The sequence below is a fragment of the Streptomyces sp. Y2F8-2 genome (assembly GCF_014905555.1).
GTDB classification, from domain to species: Bacteria; Actinomycetota; Actinomycetes; order Streptomycetales; family Streptomycetaceae; genus Streptomyces; species Streptomyces cynarae.
The window spans coordinates 324,880-345,037 of record NZ_BNGS01000008.1; the positions used below are offsets into that span (position 1 = coordinate 324,880).

Annotated in this window: 18 protein-coding genes; 10 read left to right on the forward strand and 8 right to left on the reverse strand. The window is 67.0% G+C overall.

Annotated features, from left to right (window positions below):
* Positions 1-187: 187 nt before the first annotated feature.
* The 3 genes from SY2F82_RS26965 to SY2F82_RS26975 all read right to left on the reverse strand — a co-directional run bounded on the left by SY2F82_RS26965 (position 188) and on the right by SY2F82_RS26975 (position 2,014).
* The gene (locus tag SY2F82_RS26965; protein ID WP_200421730.1) at positions 188-1,024 is read right to left on the reverse strand and encodes a protein kinase; all 837 of its coding nucleotides are present in this window, start codon (positions 1,022-1,024) and stop codon (positions 188-190) included.
* Between the two features lie 69 nt (positions 1,025-1,093).
* A complete protein-coding gene (locus tag SY2F82_RS26970; RefSeq protein WP_200421731.1) occupies positions 1,094-1,537 on the reverse strand; it encodes a hypothetical protein in 444 nt (147 codons plus the stop codon).
* Positions 1,538-1,783: 246 nt separating this feature from the next.
* Positions 1,784-2,014 carry a hypothetical protein gene (locus SY2F82_RS26975; protein ID WP_236041814.1) on the reverse strand — a complete coding sequence of 77 codons (231 nt, stop codon included), beginning with the start codon at positions 2,012-2,014 and terminating at the stop codon, positions 1,784-1,786.
* A gap of 119 nt (positions 2,015-2,133) precedes the next feature.
* Between SY2F82_RS26975 and SY2F82_RS26980 the strand changes: the two genes are divergently transcribed.
* Together SY2F82_RS26980 and SY2F82_RS26985 are read left to right on the forward strand one after the other, a co-directional pair.
* A complete protein-coding gene (locus tag SY2F82_RS26980; protein WP_200421732.1) occupies positions 2,134-2,877 on the forward strand; it encodes a helix-turn-helix domain-containing protein in 744 nt (247 codons plus the stop codon).
* A 2-nt stretch (positions 2,878-2,879) separates the two neighbouring features.
* On the forward strand, positions 2,880-3,350 hold the full coding sequence (locus tag SY2F82_RS26985; RefSeq protein WP_200421733.1) for an NUDIX domain-containing protein: 471 nt from the start codon (positions 2,880-2,882) through the stop codon (positions 3,348-3,350).
* A gap of 132 nt (positions 3,351-3,482) precedes the next feature.
* Here SY2F82_RS26985 and SY2F82_RS26990 read toward each other — a convergent pair whose 3' ends face one another.
* From SY2F82_RS26990 to SY2F82_RS27005, 4 genes are all read right to left on the reverse strand, one after another.
* Entirely contained in the window at positions 3,483-4,028 is a 546-nt protein-coding gene (locus tag SY2F82_RS26990) for a GIY-YIG nuclease family protein (RefSeq protein ID WP_200421734.1), read from the reverse strand.
* Between the two features lie 62 nt (positions 4,029-4,090).
* Positions 4,091-4,507, reverse strand: coding sequence for a hypothetical protein (locus tag SY2F82_RS26995; protein ID WP_200421735.1), 417 nt, complete (start codon positions 4,505-4,507; stop codon positions 4,091-4,093).
* A gap of 37 nt (positions 4,508-4,544) precedes the next feature.
* The gene (locus SY2F82_RS27000) at positions 4,545-5,693 is read right to left on the reverse strand and encodes a hypothetical protein (protein WP_200421736.1); all 1,149 of its coding nucleotides are present in this window, start codon (positions 5,691-5,693) and stop codon (positions 4,545-4,547) included.
* A gap of 1 nt (position 5,694) precedes the next feature.
* Positions 5,695-6,198, reverse strand: coding sequence for a DUF4365 domain-containing protein (locus tag SY2F82_RS27005; protein ID WP_200421737.1), 504 nt, complete (start codon positions 6,196-6,198; stop codon positions 5,695-5,697).
* A gap of 223 nt (positions 6,199-6,421) precedes the next feature.
* On the opposite strand from SY2F82_RS27005, the gene SY2F82_RS27010 reads away from it, so the two are divergent.
* A complete protein-coding gene (locus SY2F82_RS27010; protein WP_200421738.1) occupies positions 6,422-8,536 on the forward strand; it encodes an ATP-dependent endonuclease in 2,115 nt (704 codons plus the stop codon).
* Between the two features lie 657 nt (positions 8,537-9,193).
* Positions 9,194-10,510, forward strand: a complete 1,317-nt coding sequence (locus tag SY2F82_RS27015; protein WP_200421739.1) for a hypothetical protein — start codon at positions 9,194-9,196, stop codon at positions 10,508-10,510.
* Positions 10,511-11,052: 542 nt separating this feature from the next.
* Here SY2F82_RS27015 and SY2F82_RS27020 read toward each other — a convergent pair.
* Positions 11,053-11,553 carry a hypothetical protein gene (locus tag SY2F82_RS27020; protein ID WP_200421740.1) on the reverse strand — a complete coding sequence of 167 codons (501 nt, stop codon included), beginning with the start codon at positions 11,551-11,553 and terminating at the stop codon, positions 11,053-11,055.
* Positions 11,554-12,211: 658 nt separating this feature from the next.
* Here SY2F82_RS27020 and SY2F82_RS27025 point away from each other — a divergent pair.
* From SY2F82_RS27025 to SY2F82_RS27050, 6 genes are all read left to right on the forward strand, one after another.
* Complete coding sequence (locus tag SY2F82_RS27025) at positions 12,212-13,078, forward strand: DUF2797 domain-containing protein (protein ID WP_200421741.1); 867 nt, start codon at positions 12,212-12,214, stop codon at positions 13,076-13,078.
* 196 nt (positions 13,079-13,274) lie between these two features.
* On the forward strand, positions 13,275-13,631 hold the full coding sequence (locus tag SY2F82_RS27030) for an antibiotic biosynthesis monooxygenase (protein ID WP_200421742.1): 357 nt from the start codon (positions 13,275-13,277) through the stop codon (positions 13,629-13,631).
* A 154-nt stretch (positions 13,632-13,785) separates the two neighbouring features.
* Positions 13,786-14,526, forward strand: coding sequence for a response regulator transcription factor (locus tag SY2F82_RS27035; RefSeq protein ID WP_236041816.1), 741 nt, complete (start codon positions 13,786-13,788; stop codon positions 14,524-14,526).
* On the forward strand, positions 14,523-16,187 hold the full coding sequence (locus tag SY2F82_RS27040) for a HAMP domain-containing sensor histidine kinase (RefSeq protein ID WP_200421743.1): 1,665 nt from the start codon (positions 14,523-14,525) through the stop codon (positions 16,185-16,187). The genes SY2F82_RS27035 and SY2F82_RS27040 overlap by 4 nt, the downstream gene beginning before the upstream one ends.
* A 14-nt stretch (positions 16,188-16,201) precedes the next feature.
* Positions 16,202-17,695 carry a bifunctional glycosyltransferase family 2/GtrA family protein gene (locus SY2F82_RS27045; protein ID WP_200421744.1) on the forward strand — a complete coding sequence of 498 codons (1,494 nt, stop codon included), beginning with the start codon at positions 16,202-16,204 and terminating at the stop codon, positions 17,693-17,695.
* Positions 17,692-19,998 (forward strand): glycosyltransferase family 39 protein, encoded by a 2,307-nt coding sequence (locus tag SY2F82_RS27050; protein WP_200421745.1) that lies wholly within the window; start codon positions 17,692-17,694, stop codon positions 19,996-19,998. Before SY2F82_RS27045 ends, SY2F82_RS27050 begins: the two co-directional genes overlap by 4 nt.
* Positions 19,999-20,158: the final 160 nt, after the last annotated feature.

Below are 20,158 nucleotides of genomic sequence, written 5' to 3' on the forward strand. Positions count from 1 at the left end.
TCAGGTCAGAACCCCTCTCCAACTCGACAACCAGGAGCCGGGGTTGTGGCACCACCCGAATCCGAGCACGCCAACCACCCCGGTACCATCGGCACCGGGGTCCTGATCAGGGCTTCCGCGACCGGACCACCCGGAATGCTGTCCAGGCTGAGGGGTGGTCCGGTCTTCTAGTTCGTGGGTCTACGGTTCAGCTCAGGGCCTTACCGACCTCGTAGATCGTGGGCCTGTCTTCGGGCGCCGGGCTGAGCATGGCGTCGATCAGTTCGCCCAACACGCCATCCACCTTGACGGGCCGACGCTTGCCGCTTGCCACTGCCCTTCTCTGCTCGGGGCGCGGTGCGTCGTCCGGATACTCGACAGCCCGCCGGCCCGTGGCGGAGATGAGCAGGGAGGCGCCGAGCGCATAGATGTCGGCTTCCTGCGTAGGCTCTGCCTCTCCGGTCGCGAGCACGCTGCGCGCGATCTCCGGCGCCTCGTAGTGGACGAGGCAGCCGCGGAAGGGGAAGTCGTACCCCTCGGGGACGCGTCCGCCGCGTGCCAAGGCCAGATCGATGAGGTGCGTCCGATCTGGCCCGAAGATGAAGTGTGCGGGCTGCACGTCGCCGTGGGCCCAGCCCTTGCCGTGCAGTTCGGCCAGCGCCTCTACGCACCCGAGGGCCACACTGGTGCGCGGTTCCATACGAGAGTCCGGCTCGCGACAGGGCTTCCACAACTCGTAGAGGTCGGGCCCATCGCGCCAAGGCTGGAAGTTCCAGGTGCCCCGCTCCCATTCGCCGTACGCGAAGTCATCGAAGCCGAGCCGGTACAGCACGGCCCCTTCGCGTGCGGGAGCGAGTGCCGTCCAGGGCTGGGCGGGCCAGTCGGCCGTCGCCTCGATCGGGTAACCGACCTTCACGGCGTACTGCCCCCGATGGCTCTCGACCTTCCAGACCATCGAGCCCCGGCGGTTGACGACCAGGCGCTGAGTCTTGGGCATGAGTGCGTCGAGCACGACGATCGGCAGTTCGGGAGGTGTCCCGGACAATGTCTGTTCTCCTTCCGGGCAACGCGGCCGACCCCGCATCGAGGCCAGCCGCGTCGCTGTGTCGTGTCGCTACGCCTGACCGTACGGACGGCCGCAGTCCGCGTCGCACTGCGCGAGGTTGGTGCCGTCCACGGTCCAGAGGTCGTCGAAGACCATGAACCCGGCCGCCTTCATGGCGTGCGCGGAGGCGGCGACCTTCTTCGGGTCACGGGGCCCTCCGCCCGGCATGGGGTTGTGGTGGAGGAAGCGGCCGGCGTACCGGTCGCAGAGCGCGGCGTACTCCTTTGTGTGCAGGATGAGCGCGTGCAGACCGAGGTCCACGTCGTCCGACGGGACCATGGGCACGGTGGCGGTCGCTGCGGTGACCACGAAGGCCACCGCCTGGTCCGCGATCCGCTCGGCCCGCTCGCGGGACTGCCCGTTGTGGACGATCACGAAGTGGGTGAGGCTGTCGAACAGCTCTTCACCAGCCACCACGCGGCCGGTCCTCTGGTCGTTGGCCGTTGCCGTCATGCGAATACTCCCTGAGTGTCGCTGTGCTCTGGCACTTGCGCCCGCATCGGTCGCCGAGGCACGGCCTATGACGACCGGGGGATGGAAGGCCGACCCCGAACGGGGAGGGGGAACCAAGGAAGGTGGCACCCCGTTCGGAGCGGCCGGTCTACTGGCCGATACCGAGGGCCATGCCGATCACCAGGCCACAGGACCCGCTGATCATGATGATGAACAGGACTCCCGCGTACCGGCCGATGGCGCGCATCACAGCCCGTCCCGGCTGTTGCCGTTCCTGATGGCGAGGCGGGCGCTCAGTTCCTCCCGCGCTGTCAGTGCCACCACGTTGTCCGGCCGAGCGTCCCACTCGACGCCGCCACCGATGGGCCTTATCTGCACCCGGGCGCCGACCTCACCCATGACGACGCCGATTCGTCCACTGGCAGTGTCTTTCGCCAGTTCACCGATGCCTGGCCTGGTCTGCTGGTTGCTCGCCATGCGGATGAGCATCCCGTCGCCCACTAGGACGTCGGAACCACCGACAAACCCCACTTCGGGACGTCCCGCGTCGGGTAGAACGTCCCTAGTGCCGTCCCCGAGTGTTGGGAGAGATTGGGATGCCGAACGAGAGGTTACGTGCTGCCATGGCGGCCGGCGGTTGGACGTACGCCGCCCTTGCGGACAAGATCGAAGTCGATCCCAAGTCCATTGAGCGATGGGTGAATCTGGGGCGTACGCCGCGCCGGGCCACGGCCATGCTGGCAGCGGAAATTCTAGGAGAAGACGTGCACGCTCTATGGCCCGCGCTCCGGCAGGCACGCTCTGCCCGCGCCGTCAGTCCGGAACTTGTGGCTCTCTACGACCAGCGGGCGGACGTCCCCGTGTCCACCTTCGTGGACATGCTGACCCAGGCCCGGGAACACATCGACGTGTTGGTGTACGCCGCCGTCTTCCTGCACGAGGCGTACCCGAGACTCAACGATCTCTTGAAGGAGCGAGCGGCCGAGGGCTGTACGGTCCGTATCGCAGTCGGCGACGCGGACAGCTCGAACGTCCAACAGCGTGGCGACGAAGAGAAGTTCGGTCACGGCATCCAGTCCCGTTGCCGCCTTGCGCTGATGCACTACCGCCCCCTTGTCGGGGTACCTGGCATCGAGGTGCGGACCCATGCCACCACGCTCTACAACTCGATTTACAGGGCCGACGATCAGGCACTGGTCAACGCTCACGTCTGGGGCGTGAACGCTTACGGTGCCCCCGTCTGGCACCTGCGCCGAAGTAGGGCAGGCGGCATGTTCGATACGTACGCTGACAGCTTCGCTGCGGTGTGGGCGACCGCGACGCCTGTCGAAGAAGGGTGATCATGGCACGGACCGAGTACTACGACGACCCAGACGCCCCCAAGCCCAACAGCTTGGTCGTTGCGGCGTCCGCGGTGGTCACTGACGAGGAAGGACGCATTCTCCTTCAGCGCCGACGAGACAACGATCTCTGGGCTTTGCCCGGCGGCGGCATGGAGATGACCGACTCGCTACCGGGAACAGCCGTCCGCGAGGTGAAGGAGGAAACGGGCTTGGACGTGGAGATCACCGGGCTCGTGGGCACGTACACAGACCCGCGTCACGTCATTGCCTACTCGGACGGCGAGGTGCGCAGACAGTTCAACGTCTGCTTCACGGCCCGGGTGGTCGGCGGTCGGCTCGCGATCTCAGAGGAGTCCACAGAGCTGCGGTTCGTCCAGCCGGAGGAGGTCGATCAACTGCCGATGCACCACACGCAGCAGCTCCGGATCCGTCATTTCCTGGAACACCGTGAGCGGCCCTATCTCGGTTGATCGCACTCGCGGCATCCGCTGCAGGAGTTCGATGCTTCGGTCTGCTTGGAGCCTGGGCGCCCTTGCCGGGCCTGCGCGTACGGTTCGCTCAAGGTCGTCTGCGTACGCCATCGTTGATGTCAGCCGAACGTCCTATGTGCTGATAGGCAACGCCCGCGCACGTTCACGGGCTTTGGCGCGCAGCTCCTTGAGCTCGCCGTGGAAGCTGTTGTGGCGGTTCTGGTCGAGGTTCAGGGGAAGGTCGAGCTGCGCGATGAGCTCCGACTCCATGGTCCACGGTTCATCGTGCTCTAGCCAGCACACTTGGGCGTTGTCGGCCATCCACTGACTGAGCTTGGCCTCCCCGGCCCTGCCGAAGGTCAGACGGGTCCCGCTGCCGACGCGGCGCAACTCCAGCCCCAGTAGGCAACCGAGGCTGAGTCGCAACGTTGATCCAGCCGCATTACCTCGGTAGTGATACTGCACGCGCTTTTTAAGGTTCTGCGTGCTGGTTCGGGTTGACATGTGACGCGGGGCTATGCCGACGTAGAGCAGCCGCCCGGACGCCAGAGCCGTATGGGGCGACTTCTTGAAATGCCATCCGTAGACCCCGGCTGCGGTCGGCACCGGGCTTTGCTGTACCAAGACCTCCTGTGCCGACCACAGCCGGTCAGGATGGACGAGAGCGGCAGCAGTCACGGAACCTCCAGGCAAGGCAAGAAGAGCAGAGCACGTTATTTGGCAGCGTTGAGAGGTGAGGGTTACGCTCTCGCCTCCTCGTTGCTAACAGCAGGAGTCAACTGCGTTGACTCGGTATCCGGACGACGTCCCAGTCTCTTAACCAGCTTTAGGACTAGCTGCGCATCCTCCTCTGACAAGGCGTTGAGATCTCGGCTGAAGATGCGCTCTCTGTCCGAGCGGGGATTTGGAAATTTCGTGACGCCGTAAAACTCCTGAGCGATCATCGCTGCAACGCCCTCCACTGTAGTGCCGAAGAGCTTGGCAATTCCTGGGAGGTCCCTGGGTGGCGGTGGATTATACTGATCGGTCTGCTCTAGCTGCACGTGGCGCCACCAAGAGGCGCTCCGTGTGCCGCCAGACTTTTCAGCCATCTGCTCGTAGGTGTACACGTGCTCGAACAAATGCTGCACGCGCCTGGTGAAGGGCTTTTCAGTCATGGCGACACCTTAGGGACTCTTGGGGACCGGCGTAGACTCAATGACCAAGAACGTCGTCTGCTCCCAACGAAGGGTCCGGTCCGAAGTCAGCCACACTCATTCGGGCGTGTCCCCCGGGAGGACTGGTCAATGTGCCGCGCACACGAACGGGGATTCCTGCATCGTGGCAGCGCACGGCTACGTGGTAGTCGCTGCCCGGAAGATCCATCCATACCGTGCGACTCCGGCGCTGAATGAGTGTTTGAACCCCGACGCGACCGGTGTCGTCCTCTGGATGGCGACTGAGATCGGTGACAACGCCGTAGATCACATGCTCACTTGTGTAGACCTTCGTCTTGAGCTGTTCGGAAACGCGGTCGACGACATCGATTGCATCGCCATTGAACTCGACCCGCGCTGGTGCCCCAGGTGGTGGCGCAGCGACGCGAGACCAGTTGAAGGAGACGTCGAGTGCACTGACAGACTCCGTATTCACTACTTTGGTCAGAGCCTGGCAGAGTTCGTACGAGACCCCTTCGCCAATGGAGTCGTTGATCTCGCTCCTGGTGGGTTCGCGTTCCGCACCTGCCATTTCCTCCAGCACTGCTAGCGCGCGGGACATGGTGGCAGTCACCCGGCGATCGAAGAGAGTTTCTTCCACTTGCACGTCAATGTGGTCCTGATGTGGCGAATACACATCCTCCGGAGATCGTGCCTGACTGATGATAGGCACGATGTAGGAGCCGCGTCGGGTCTGGCCTAGACGAACTTCGCGTGCTTGGTCACGCGCCCGAGTGGGAAAGTTCCGAAAATGTCCCTGGCGGCGGATGGTCGCTGCAGCGGAAGCCACGCGAAGGCGCTTGGCAGAGACAAAGAGTTCGTATCCGGACTCAAGCGGGATGGAGCCGTCGCTGAGGGAAGGGTGGGAGGCCCTGAGAGCGGTGACATCGTGGTAGACGGTGGCAATGGCATCGTGGACGCTCTGAATCTCTTCGCACTCGACCCTCGCCAGGTCCTGGAGGAGGATCCGTGTCCGTTTAGCGAAGTCCGGTGCGCCGGGCTTCATCGGGACTAGGACGACTTCGTCCGCCGGCCCAGGGAGGCTCCACAGCTCGGCGACGTCCCCGCCCGATACAGGAGCCCATCCCGTGACCTTCAAGTAGCTGCGGATCTCCTCTGGACCGAAGTTCGGATAGTTGTCCACCATGTCAGTTCAACCCCAGACCGGCGCCGTTGGTCATGCGTCGCGCCGCATCGAACATGGTGCCCATGGCCTTCACAGTGAGCTCCTGGTGCTCAGGAAGGTGGACCACGGTGGTGGAGCTGCCAGCAGCGTGCCCCATGCCGTAGAGGGAAGCCCAGTACCCGTGGCAGGCAAGGACTATCGAGTCGGTCTCATGGGTCACCCACCGCCCTATGTCGGGCGGAACGATGAGCAACGCCAGGTGCCCAGGTGCCGAGCGCTCCGGGTCACGCAACTTGTCGTAGGTCTCGATGTCCAGGTCGAAGCTGTAGCCGCTGCGCACAGTGCGCGGGCTCTGGGTGCATTTGAGCTGAATGTCGACCATGAGGCCACGTGAGCGGAGGGTGACGTCGACTCCGTCCTTGTCCACGTTCCAGTCGCAGAGCGTGTATCCGCCTTGCGTGGCTAAGGCGTGCACGAACGCACGACTGACCTGTTCCTTCTGCCAGCTCGTTGCCTCTGCGGCCATGACCACCCCCCGGTTGCGTGATCGCGAGGATAGGTGGGTTCGTAGCGCGAGGGAATAGCGCGTGCGTACGCACGCGCCGGCCGCGCTGTCACAGAGCGACCGGCCGGGGTGCTCTCGACGGAAGATGTCAACTCACCAAAAACACCACGCACATGAGCCTCAGACACCTAGGCTAGTCAGCTCACGAGCCTGTGCACCTTCACGGTGCCTGCAACCTTGATCCATGAGAGGCACAGCAATGCGGATCTCGCATGTACATGTCCAGAACTATCGTGGACTCCGAGATCTGCAGATCCCAATCTCTCAGTTCGGTTGCATCATCGGCGAGAACAACGCTGGAAAGTCATCGATTCTGCAGTCACTCGATATCTTCTTCAGTGGTCCGACTCTCAAAGACTCTGATTTTTATGATGCCCGCAAGAGCCTGCGTATTGAAGTCACCTTCGAGGAGATTAAAGACGAAGACCTGGCGCGCCTTGCCGAGGAGCATCGCGGCCGAATCGAAAAAGTGGCCGAGGGTGGCAAGCTGGTACTTTCACGCGTCTATCAAGGGCCGGGCAAAGGGGCGCTGCGTCAGGTTGACGAAATTCCTGCAGATAGGCGTTACTGGCCTTCTTCTGTGCAGGAGCTTGTTGCCGGAAAGCGAGGAGACGAGTTGAGGGAAAGCGCACTATACGCCTTTCCCGAGTTGCGTGAGAGTATCTCGCAGAGGCCGACCCAAAAAGAGGTGAAAGACGCAATCGCCGGACTGGCTGCCAACCTTTCACCTGCTGAGCGAACGAAGGGTGACGTAGACCTTCCTACTGGAATGGAAAGATCCATTCAAGCACTCTTGCCGGAAGTGATCTATATTCCAGCAGTTAAAGAGCTATCTGATGACCTAAAAACTTCCGAGAGTGCTTCCTTCGGAAAACTGCTGGGCATCCTGTTTGAGCAAATTAAGCCGCAACTGTCAAATGTTGATACGCTATTTGGCCAGCTCCGTAGTTATCTGAATACGGAGGTGCTGTCGGATGGGCGAGTCGTCGATGAACGACTTGATGAGGTTCGCCAGATTGAGGGATTGGTGCAGGGGAATCTTCAAGCAGCATTTCCCGATACTGCCGTGAGCATCGAAATCCCGCCGCCCGACCTTCGGAGCGTACTCTCGAATGCCACAATCACGGTTGATGACGGAGTGCGCGGAGCCTTCAAGAGTAAGGGTGATGGTCTGCGCAGGTCTGTAACTTTCGCTATTCTCAGGTCTTACGCGGAATTGCGAACCTCACTGCGTGGCGACTCTTCGGAAGCCAAGCCGCGCCCTTACTTGCTCCTGTTTGAGGAGCCTGAGCTTTTCCTGCACCCCCGTGCTCAGCGTCAGCTTTTCGAGGCCCTGCGAGTCTTCGCACAAGACAATCATGTCCTCGTGAGCACTCATTCCACTGCTTTTTACAGTCCGCAGGCGACTGGAACCTTTGTCAAGGTTGCGAAGGATCGAACGGTGACTCCGCCGGCATCTGTGGCCTATCCGGTGGACCTGTCGCACTTTAGGGCGAAAGATCAGTTTCAGATGATTCGCCAAGAGAACAATGATGCCGCCTTCTTCTCTGACAGGGTGCTTCTTGTCGAAGGTGACAGTGATCACATCTTGATTCCTTATGTTGCCCGCACACTTAATCCAGACTGGGATTTCGACAAGAGATCTGTGGCTATTGCGCGCGTGAATGGAAAGGCTAGTATTGCCAGGTATCGAGAGTTTTTTCAGCGTTTTGGTGTCTCGGTGGCTGTTCTTGCTGACCTTGACGCTATTGCAGAAGGCTTCAACAAGTTGGGCGCCAGTGAGGGCTGCGTAGAAAAACAACAACATCTCATGCAGTTGGTTGGTGCCGCTATTGCCGAGGATACTCCAGAAGCTGGCGAACTGTCTAACAATCAAGCCCGGAAGCTGCGCGACGCTCCTGCCATGAAGGAACTTTGGCGAGATGCGAAGCGAGCTTGGGAACAGCATCTGGAGGGGAAATGTGGATGGCCTGATGTGCAGCAGAAAATAGAAGACTTCTTCACGCGCGCTGTGACGCGCGATCTGCGAACGAGCCTTCTTAAGGACCCGCCCAGTAGCGATATTGCGGAGGCGAAGAGCGTTCTGATCTCGTCGTTGCGCGACGAGAAAATCTACGTGCTTGAGCGTGGTGCGATCGAAGACTACTACCCTGAGTCTATTGTGGGTGATAAATTGACGGCGGCGCAGGCCTTTTGTGATGAATATCGAACTGAAACTGCTGTCAGATCCGCCCTTGTGCGAGAAAATCCTGACGAGTGCGAGTTCGACTTCATTTTCCATAGTTTTTTTGAGGCGTAGCAGAGAACGAGCAGGTCGGCGGAACGCGTTTGGCCGGTGGCCTGAGCGGTCTGGCTTCGAGCATGATCAGGGGCCGCACGTTGGTTGGCAACTCGGACAGCCTTGGGACCAGCCCGCAACGTCCGGCGTTCGAGCGGAGCGAGCCGCCTTGAACCCGTACAGAACGAACCGGTGCCACCGCGCAGAGCTGACGGCAACCCTGACGGCAACGACGGCACACAGAGGCTGTTGATAACGACTAGCCGCAGTCAGCCGAGAGGAAGGCGGAGCCCCCGCCCAACAGCCAGCCCGATCCTACGGATCAGAAGGTTGCAGGTTCGAATCCTGCCGAGTGCGCATAGATCAGAGGCCCCCTGGGATGATCCCAGGGGGCCTCTGACGTCAACGCGGACGGAAACGCTGATCACTCCTCGGTGTCCGGCTCCGACTCGCCGGCCGATGAGGTCCTGTGGAGTGATCCACAGGACCTCTGACTTTTCTGACCATCGGACGGCAGGGGGCCCATGAAGATTGTCGTGTCCAGTGTGCCCCGAGGCACCGGCTCGGCCGCATGGCTGCACCGGTCAGCGCGGCGCGTGGGGACAATAGTCCTCCCTTGGTTTACTGACGGTACGTCAGAGACGCGGCTACAGGTGGCCGTGTCCCTCGGGAGGTTCGATGCATCACAAGGATGGTGGTGGGGCAAGGGCGTTCGGCCTGCGCGGCCGGGCGCCGGCCGCGGCGCTTGCCGTGGCTCTGGCGCTCGGTGTCGTGGGGATGACGGGGCAGGAGGCGTCCGCACAGAGTCCGTGCGGGACCAACGGGGTCTTCAGTAGCGGGCCGCCGCCCACCTGTACGTACACCACCACCGGTGAAGACACGTTCACCGTGCCCTCCGGAGTGACCAGCATCCATGTGGTCACCGACGGCGCAGCCGGTGCCTCCTCGAGCGGCGCCGGAGGCGCGGGCGCGCAGGTGACGGCCGACGTCCCGGTCACCCCCGGCAGCACGCTGTACGTCGAGGTCGGAGTGGGCGGAGGCCCCGGTGGTACCACCCGCGGTGGGGCGGGCGGCGGCGAGTCCGACCTCCGCACGTGCTCAGCGACCTCGTCCGGCTGCATGCTGACCGGTGATTCGGCGGACCCGCGCTGGCTGGTGGGTGCAGGCGGCGGGGGTGGTGGTGGAGGCAACCAGTCCCTGAGCGGTGGCGCCGGTGGTGTCGGGCTCGCCTACTGCAACCCCGGCACTGATGGCACCGGGACCGGCGGTGCCGGGCCGGGCACCGGTGGAACGTGCACGTCCGGAGGAACGGGCGGCGGGGGCTCCGCCGGCTCCCCCTCCAACGGTGGGAGCGGAACACCGGGTGCCGGTGGCAGCGGTGGCAACTTCTCGTTCGCGGCCGGTGGCGGCGGAGGCGGCGCCGGTTTTTGGGGCGGGGGCGGCGGCGGTACGGGGACCAACGCCGGTGCCGGCGGGGGCGGCGGCTCCAGCTTCGCCTTCGCAAGCGCCAGCAACGTCTCCACGGTCGCCAACCCCACCGGCACTCCCTCGGTGACCATCAGCTACACGTCCCCGCCGAGCATCGTCACCACCCCCTCCAGGACCAGGCTCCAGGTCGGCACCACGGTCGTCGACCGCGCGACGGTGACCGGGAACGCCCAGGAAGGCAACCCTGCGGCGTCCGGCGCGACGGTGACCTTCTTCGTCTGCGGTCCGCCGGCGACAAGCTGCACGAGCGGCGGCACCGCGGTGGGAGGCCCACGGCCGCTGACCGCCACGTCGTCGACCACCGCCACCGCGACGTCCCCGCCGTTCCGGCCGACTGTCGCAGGGACCTATTGCTGGCGCGCGGAGTACTCGGGCAACCCGAACTACGCCGCCGTGTCGGCGGACGGCAGCAGCGAGTGCTTCACCGTGAGGGCCAAAGGCGGCGGGGGCGGCTGGCACTGGCACGACCACCAGTGGTACGACAACCTCAGTCATCCTCATCGGTGACGACCCCGGCCGACGGGACCAGCCGTCGCAGCCGTAAGTGACGGCAACTTCTGCCAATGGTGACTTGACCAGCAGAAGCACCCGACGCCCTGACATCAACACCTGACATCAACATCTGACATCAACAACCACATACACCGATGCACGATCACGGATGTGCGTTGGTCCGCGATGGTGGATCACCAGCGTGAAAATGCAGGTGCGCGGAAGCTGCGCGCAACGTGCACGCGCCTACGGATCAGAAGGTTGCAGGTTCGAATCCTGCCGAGTGCGCATAGATCAGAAGCCCTCTGGGATCTTCCCGGGGGCTTCTGGCGTCAGCCGATGAGATCAGCGCGGTCGGAACCGGGTCTCGGCCGTCGGCGTCCGACTCGCCTCGCCCCCGATTCCTCGTCCGGCTCGCCGAGCCCGGGGTCGGACCGGTGGTGCGCCCGTCGCGTCTCGCGCGGTGTCCGGCGCACCACCGGCCGACTCCTCACCGGCTCACTCAGGGGCTGCGACGCCGACGGGCGTCGGATGTGTGGCCGGCTCTCGTGGGCCTGCTAGCAGAACTTGGCGATCGCTGCCGCCGCCCCTGCGTTGAAGCCCTTCTCGTAGTTGGGGTCCACTGCGGTGACGCCCTGCGGTGCCTGAGCCTTGCAGGTCGCCTTGGCGAGGTTGAAGCCGTCCTTGTAGCCCTTGGCGAACTGGTCCTGGGTCTGCTGCTCCTCCGCCTGCTTGACCGAGCCGCAGGAGAGCTTGGGTCCGCCCTCCTCCTGCAGGGTCACGGGCCCGCCCTGCTGCGAGACCGTGAGCGTGCCGGTGAGCCCACCGTCGGCGGACGCCCTCATGAAGGCTGTGGTGGTTCCCTGGCTGATGCTGACGTCCGCTCCTGGTGTGAGTCCGGTCCCGATGACGTTGAACCGGTCGGGTTTCTGGGCGTCCTGTGTCACATGACACGTGGCCTTGGGCGTCGCTGCCTGGGCGGGCCCGGCCATGAGGGGCAGCGAGCCGAGTGCCAGTGAGGAGAGGGCGAGGGCTGCGAGACGAGAACGTGTGTTCACTGTTCTGCCTTCCCTTTGGGGCATACGGAACCACGTGCAGGTGTGGGAGGTTCGAACACACGGGGACGGGCGCGAATGAGTGCTGGGGTTCCACGCCCGAACAGCGCGGTCTCACCGTCCGGAGCCGTGAGGCCGGGAGGACTCCCGGACGGCTTCCTGCGCATGGACTCCGTATCCGATGACGGCCGTACCCCACCAGTGGGTGCCGGCCTTTCGGTCCCGTCCATGCTCTCGCAGCCCCATCTCGCTGTCGACCCGAGTCGACACGCTGCGTAATCAAGCGATGCCTTGGCGTGTTCACGCTGGCGGCGCTACAGCCCGACCCGCGCGAACCGTGGCCTCCCCCCGGGAGCACCTCGTCGGCCCTCCCGCCCGCGCTCGGCGACCGAGGGTCGGCGGTCGCCGGCTCAGAGACATGACGGGCCAACAGCTCCCTGCGCTCAGCGGAAGGTTGCAGGGTCGGATGCAACCGAGTGATTCCGTCGGCGCGCGCCGGAGCGGAGCAAGCGAGTCCCCGGGATGAGCGGGTACGCCCTGAGGATGTTGAGGAGCCCGGCATGCCGGGGTGTGCCGTCCGGCCGGGACGGCGGCCCAAGGGCGTGCGCCGTTGTGATCTCTCAGGGCGCGCTGTCAGTGGTGGCGCCTACTCTCGGCGGTGATGACTCAGGTGTGGAGATGCGCGGGGCTGCGGTGGGGTGAGGGCGGCCCCGTGCTGGCGTGGGAAGGGGGGCGGCGCAGTGCGCTGGAGCGGGGGAAGCGGGTGGCCTTCGCGGTGGTCGCGGGGGGTGTGCGCCGGTGTGTGGGGGCACGGGGGCATGGGTGTGCGGCGCGGGCCGTGGTGGCCGGGCGGAGTACGGGCGGGCGGTGTGAGGAGTGCTCCCGCCTCGACCGGGCCCATTCCGTCGCCGCTGACACCTTCGCCGACGATCCGCGGCCGTACCGCGTCTATCTCGCCTGGTTCGGGCCCGGCATGGTCAAGGTCGGGATCACCGCGGCCGAGCGGGGCTCCGCGCGGTTGCTGGAGCAGGGTGCCGTCTGTTTCAGCTGGCTGGGGTGCGGGCCGCTGATGGCGGCGCGGCGCGCGGAGGAGCTGCTGCGGGCCGCCCTCCGGGTGCCCGACCGGATCCCGTACGCCGACAAGCGGGCGGTGCGGGCCGCGTTGCCGCCGGCCGGGGAGCGGGTCACGGAGCTGGCGGAGGTGCACGCGCGGGCGGTGTCGCTCGGCGGCTGGCCGGAGTCGCTGGAGCGGGCGCCGTTCCTGGCCGTCGACCACGGCGGGGTGTTCGGGCTGGAGGGGTTGCCCCGGATGGACGGTGTGGTGAGCGAGCTGGTGGCGGGTGCAGGAGTGAGCGGCGGTGTGCTGGCGGCCGCCGGGCCTGATCTTCATCTCGCCACCCGGCGCGGGGTCCTGGTGCTGGACACGCGGCTGATGACGGGGTGGGAGCTGACGGGCGCCGAGCGGGACGAGGTGACCGTGCCGGTGCGGGAGGTGGGGGAGGCGGGGGTGCAGGGCGGGCTGTTCTGACAGCCGCTCCCTTGTCGGCCGACAGCCGGCCCCCGCTTGGCCCCCGCTTGGTCCCAGCTCGGATCCAGCTCGGGTCCAGCTCGGGTCCAGCTCGGGCCCTGCTCGGATCCCGGTTCGGATCCTGGGTCGGATCCCGTTTCGGATCCCGTTCGGAAAAGGGCTGGACGCCCGTGCCGCCGTGGCCGATCGTGGCGACATGAGCGATCACCGCATTGCGCCTGTCACCGCCCATGAACCCCCCTACTACGCCGTCGTCTTCACCTCCGTGCGGACCGAGGACGCCGACGGGTACGGGGACACGGCCGAGCGGCTGGAGGAACTCGTCGAAGAGATCCCCGGGTTCCTCGGGATGGACCAGGCCCGGACGCCGGGCGGCCTGGGGATCACGGTCGGGTACTTCCGGGACCTGGCCGCCATCGAGGAGTGGCGGAGCGACCTGGAGCACCGCGCCGCCCAGAAGCGCGGGCGCGCCCAGTGGTACGAGGCGTACACCGTGCACGTCGCCAAGGTCGAGCGGAGCCATACGTTCGAGCGGGTTCCGGCGCGTGAGTGAGCGGGACGGTCGCCGCCAGCCGTCGTGTGTCGGCGTCCTGACGCCGGGTCAACGGATCTGCCCAGGAGTTCCCTGAGAGGTGCCTGTGTGGTTCTCAGGAAAATCACAGATTCGTGAAAGGGCGCTCTCAGAGGACCCCGACAAGGTCTCCACCATGACCACGACCTCGCCCCAGGGGCGCACCGAACTGCTGAGGCCGGACGGGAGCCCCGTCCGAGTGCTGGTGGTGGACGACGAGCTGTCGATCACCGAACTGCTGTCCATGGCCCTTCGTTATGAAGGCTGGCAGATCCGCAGCGCGGGTGACGGACAGGGCGCGGTTCAGACCGCGCGCGAGTTCCGGCCCGACGCCGTCGTGCTCGACATGATGCTCCCGGACATGGACGGCCTGACCGTCCTCGGCCGGCTGCGGCGCGAACTGCCCGACGTGCCGGTGCTGTTCCTCACCGCCAAGGACGCCGTCGAGGACCGGATCGCGGGGCTCACGGCCGGCGGCGACGACTACGTCACCAAGCCGTTCAGCCTGGAAGAGGTCGTGGCCCGGCTGCGCGGGCTGATCCGGCGGTCCGGTGCCGCCGACCGCCGCTCCGACTCGGTGCTGGTCGTCGGGGACCTCATGCTCGACGAGGACAGCCACGAGGTGTCCCGGGGCGGGGACAACATCCACCTCACCGCCACCGAGTTCGAGCTGCTGCGTTTCCTGATGCGCAACCCGCGGCGCGTGCTGAGCAAGGCGCAGATCCTCGACCGCGTGTGGTCGTACGACTTCGGTGGCCAGGCCAACGTCGTGGAGCTCTACATCTCGTACCTGCGCAGGAAGATCGACGCGGGCCGCGAGCCGATGATCCACACCCGGCGCGGCGCCGGCTACATGATCAAACCCGCGGCGTCATGAGCACGCGACGACGGCCGCGTACGCAGAGGCGAGGACGACAGCCGCGCACGCTGCGGACGCGGCTCGTCGTCTCGGCGGTCAGTCTGATCGCCGTGGTGTGCGCCGTGATCGGCACCGTGACGACCATCGCGCTGGGGCAGCACCTGTACGGGGAGCTGGACGGGCAGGTGGCCGATGTCGGCAAGGGTGTCTCGGGTCCGCCCGGGGGGAGCCTGTCCGGCCTCGGCAACGGTCATCCGAGCGGCCCGGGCAGCCTGAACGGCGGTACGGCGGGGAACTCCTCCGGCACCGCGACGACGCAGGACAGGTTGGACGACTTCATCACCAAGGGACCGGCGCAATCCGACACCGTGGCCGCCCAGACGGACTCCACCGGTGCCGTCACGAGGGCGGTCATCAAGAAGGAGGTCTCCTCCAGCAGCTCCGGCTTCGAGCGGATGAAGGCCGTCGAGTTGTCCCCGGCGCAGGCCTCCGCGCTCGGCTCCGTCGCCCGTGACGGCAAGGTGCACACCGTCACGCTCCCGGGGCTCGGGGACTACCGCGCCAAGTACGTCACCGGCGCGCACGGCAACTTCTACGTCGCCCTGCCCACCAGCGGCGTCACCAACACCATCGACACCCTCATCATCGTCGAGGTCAGCGTCACCGCCGCCGGCCTCGTCGCCGCCGGTATCGCCGGTTCCGTGCTCGTGGGGATCGCCCTGCGGCCGTTGCGCAAGGTCGCCGCGACGGCCACCCGTGTCTCCGAACTCCCGCTGCACACCGGCGAGGTGACCCTCAACGAGCGGGTCCCGGAGTCCGAGACCGATCCGCACACCGAGGTCGGGCAGGTCGGGGCCGCCCTCAACCGCATGCTCGACCACGTCCACGGCGCCCTGCACGCGCGGCAGCAGAGCGAGATGCGGGTACGGCAGTTCGTCGCGGACGCCAGTCACGAGCTGCGCACGCCGCTGGCCTCCATCCGCGGGTACGCCGAGCTGACCAGACGGGGACGCGAGCAACAGGGCCCCGACACCCGGCACGCCCTCGGACGGATCGAGTCCGAGGCCGGGCGCATGACCCTCCTCGTCGAGGACCTGTTGCTGCTCGCCCGGCTCGACGCCGGCCGCCCGCTTCAGTTCGAGCAGACCGACCTCGTCCCGCTCGTCGTGGACACCATCAGCGACGCGCGCGCCGCGGGCCCCGACCACAACTGGCGGCTCGAACTGCCCGACGAGCCCGCGCTCGTGTCGGCGGATGCCGCGCGGCTGCAACAGGTGCTCGTCAACCTGCTCGCCAACGCCCGGACCCACACCCCACCCGGCACGACCGTCACCGCACGCGTGCAGCGGCGCGGACCGTGGCTGTGCGTGGACGTCCAGGACGACGGGCAGGGCGTCCCGCCCGATCTGCTGCCGCACGTCTTCGAGCGGTTCGCGCGCGGTGACTCCGCGCGCTCCCGGGCCACCGGCTCCACCGGGCTCGGGCTCGCCATCGTGCAGGCCGTGGCGACCGCGCACGGTGGCGCCGTCACCGTCGACAGCGTCCCCGGGCACACGGTGTTCACCGTGCACCTGCCGGCGCCGACCCCGCGCGTGCCCTCACCGGCCCCCGAAACGGCCTGGCAACAGCACTCACAGGCACAGCACAGCGCCACCACACGGGTGCGACAGGGCGCTTGAGAAGAGTCGGTTCCATGCGAACCGACTCTTCTCCCGGCACCCTGCCGGCGCGGGAGCACCTCCCGGCCGCAGGAGCCGGTACGCCTGTCCTGGACGTAGTGATCCCCGTCTACAACGAGGAGAAGGACCTCCAGCCATGTGTGCTCAGACTGCACGAACACCTCAAGCGCACGTTCCCGTACGCGTTCCGCATCACGATCGCGGACAACGCGTCCACGGACACCACCCCGCAGGTGGCGGCGCGGCTGGAGGAGCGGATCGGCGAGGTGAGGTCCTTCCGGCTGGAGCAGAAGGGTCGCGGCCGGGCGCTGCGGACCGTCTGGTCCGCCTCGGACGCCCCGATCCTCGCCTACATGGACGTGGACCTGTCCACCGACCTCAACGCACTCCTCCCGCTGGTCGCGCCGCTGATCTCCGGTCACTCCGACCTGGCGATCGGCTCCCGGCTCGCCCGCAGCTCCCGAGTGGTCCGCGGCCCGAAGCGCGAGTTCATCAGCCGCGCCTACAACCTCATCCTGCGCGGCTCGCTGCAGGCCCGGTTCTCCGACGCGCAGTGCGGCTTCAAGGCGATCCGCCGTGATGTGGCCCAGGTGCTGCTGCCGCTGGTGGAGGACACCGGCTGGTTCTTCGACACCGAGATGCTGGTGCTCGCCGAGCGTGCGGGGCTGCGCATCCACGAGGTGCCGGTCGACTGGGTCGACGACCCGAACTCCACGGTGAACATCGTGAAGACCGCGACCGACGACCTCAAGGGCGTCTGGCGCATCGGCAAGGCGCTGGCCGGCGGTTCGCTGCCGCTGGACCGGCTGGCCCGGCCGTTCGGTGACGATCCGCGCGACCGCGACCTCAGAGACGTGCCGGGGGGCCTGGCCCGCCAGCTTGTCGGCTTCTGCGTGGTCGGCGGCCTGTCCACCCTGTTCTATCTGCTGCTCTACAGCGTCTTCCGGCAGTTCTCGGGCTCGCAGATCGCCAACGCGCTCGCCCTGCTGGTCTCGGCGATCGCCAACACGGCGGCCAACCGCCGGCTCACCTTCGGCGTCCGTGGCAGGGGCGGCGCCGTCCGCCATCAGGCGCAGGGCCTGGTGGTCTTCGGCATCGGCCTCGCCCTGACCAGCGGCTCCCTCGCCGCCCTGAACGCGGCGACTCGCAACCCGGCGCACTCCACCGAGCTGGCGGTGCTGATCGCCGCCAACCTCGCGGCGACCGTGCTGCGGTTCCTGCTCTTCCGGGCCTGGGTGTTCCCGGACCGCCGCTTCGACACCCCGACACCCCAGGCCGAGGTGCCCCACCGGCGTCACACCCCCGGGACGCCCGTGTACCAGCCGCTTCCGCCGCTGCCCCAGCGCCACGCGGCGCCGCAGTCCTCGTACGGCACCGAGTACGACACCCAGTACGACACCACCCCCTTCCGCGCCGGTGCCGACGCGGACCGCACCCCCTGGAGGGACGCCACCGTGCCGCTGCAGCCGGTGCGCCCGCAGGACACCGACCCGAGGGACCTCCGATGACCACGCACTACGAACAGTCGGCCCACCAGGGGGGTGCGGCCCCCCATGCCTGGGGACCGCCCCCGACCGCTCCCCCGCGGACACCCGCCACGCCACCGGCCCCCGCCCCCGGAGCGGGTGAGCCCCGGCAGCCGCTCATGCGCAGACTCTGGCGCGGCCGGCCCGAGGACCCCCGCTGGGCGCGCCCCGCGTTCCTCGGCCTGCTGCTCGCCACGGGGCTGCTGTACCTGTACGACCTGAGCGCCTCCGGGTACGCCAACTCGTTCTACTCGGCGGCGGTCCAGGCCGGCAGCAAGTCCTGGAAGGCGTTCTTCTTCGGCTCGCTGGACGCGGGCAACGCCATCACCGTCGACAAGCCCCCGGCCTCGCTGTGGCCGATGGCCCTGTCGGTCAGGATCTTCGGCCTCGACTCGTGGGCGATCCTCGTCCCCGAGGTCGTCATGGGCGTCCTCACGGTCGCCGTGGTGTACGCGGCCGTCCGGCGCAGGTTCAGCCCGGCGGCCGGTCTGATCGCGGGCGCGGTGCTCGCGCTCACCCCGGTCGCGGCGCTGATGTTCCGGTTCAACAACCCGGACGCGTTGCTCGCGCTGCTGATGGCGCTCACCGTCTACTTCGTCATCCGGGGCCTGGAGGACGGCCGCACCAAGTGGCTGGTGTGGGCGGGCGTCGCGGTCGGCTTCGCCTTCCTGACGAAGACCCTGCAGGCCTTCCTGATCCTGCCCGCGCTGGCGCTCGTCTACGGTGTCTGCGCGCCGGTGAGGCTGAGGAAACGACTCGCGCAACTGGGCCTCGCGACCGTCGCGCTGGTCGTCTCCGGCGGCTGGTGGGTCGCGATCGTCGAGCTGTGGCCGGCGTCCTCCCGCCCGTACATCGGCGGCTCGCAGAACAACTCCTTCCTGGAGCTGACCTTCGGCTACAACGGCCTGGGCCGCATCAACGGCGACGAGACCGGCAGCGTCGGCGGCGGTGGCGGCGGCAACGGCGGCCAGTGGGGCGCGACCGGCTGGGACCGCATGTTCAACTCCGAGATCGGCTCCCAGATCTCCTGGCTGCTCCCTGCGGCGCTGATCCTGCTCGTCGCGGGCCTGGTGCTCACCCTCCCCCACTCTCGGCTTCGCTCGAGCGGGGGGACCCCCATGGCGGGACGCACGGACCTGGTCCGCGGCTCGTTCCTCGCCTGGGGCGGCTCGCTGCTGATGACCGCCGTGATCTTCAGCTACATGGCGGGCATCTTCCACCAGTACTACACGGTGGCCCTCGCCCCCTACATCGCCGCCCTGGTCGGCATGGGCGTCACGGTCCTGTGGGAGGAGCGGTCGAGGACGTGGGCGTCGCTCACGCTGGCGGCCACCGCCACGGCGACCGCGGCCTGGGGGTACGTGCTCCTCAACCGCACCCCGGACTACCTGCCCTGGCTGAAGTGGCTCGTCCTCGTCGGCGGCCTGGTGGCCGCCCTGGGGCTCGTCTTCGTGGCCCGGCTCGGACGGCAACTCGCGCTCGCGGCGGTGGGTCTCGGCTTCGTGGCCGCGCTCGCGGGTCCGACCGCGTACACCCTCACCACCGTGAACCAGGGTCACACCGGGTCGATCGTCACGGCCGGTCCGGCGGGCGCGAGCAGCATGGGTTTCGGCGGCCGCGGCGGCCCGGGCGGTGGCGGTACGCGCGGCGGGTTCCCGGGCGGCGGTATGCCGGGCCAGAGCCGGCAGCAGGGCAACGGCACCACGCAGGGCCAGAACGGCCGGCAGGGCTTCCCCGGCGGCGGCACCGGCACCGGTGGATTCCCGGGCGGTGGTATGCCGGGCCAGAGCCGGCAGCAGGGCAACGGCACCACGCAGGGCCAGAACGGCCGGCAGGGCTTCCCCGGCGGCGGGCGCACGGGTGACGGCGGCATGGGCGGTGGCGGCGGCATCGGCGGCCTGCTCAACGGGGCGAACGTCAGCTCCGCGGCCAAGACGCTGCTGGAGACGGACGCGAGCAAGTACACCTGGGTGGCGGCGTCCATCGGTTCGCAGAACGCCGCGAGCTACCAGCTCGCCACCGGCGACCCGGTGATGGCGATCGGCGGCTTCAACGGCAGCGACCCGTCCCCGACGCCGGCCCAGTTCCAGAAGTACGTGGCGGAAGGAAGGGTCCACTACTTCATCTCGGGCGGCGGCTTCGGCGGCGGGGGCAGCAACGGCGGTTCCGATGTCGCGTCGCAGATCAGTTCGTGGGTTCAGCAGAACTTCAAGAAGGTGACGGTCGGTTCGGCCACCTTCTACGACCTCACGCAGAAGACGAGCGGCGGCTCGAGCAGCAGCTGACGGCTCCAGCACCGAGCGGTGGGCCGGGCACCCACGCCCGGCCCACCGCTTTTGCGCCGCCGCGTCTCACGCGACTCACCGTGAGACGCGGCGGCGTTGCTGCGTCGGGCGGAGCGGGAAGACTCGGGAGGTGGTGGTCGCCTGGGAGCGGAATGTCGGG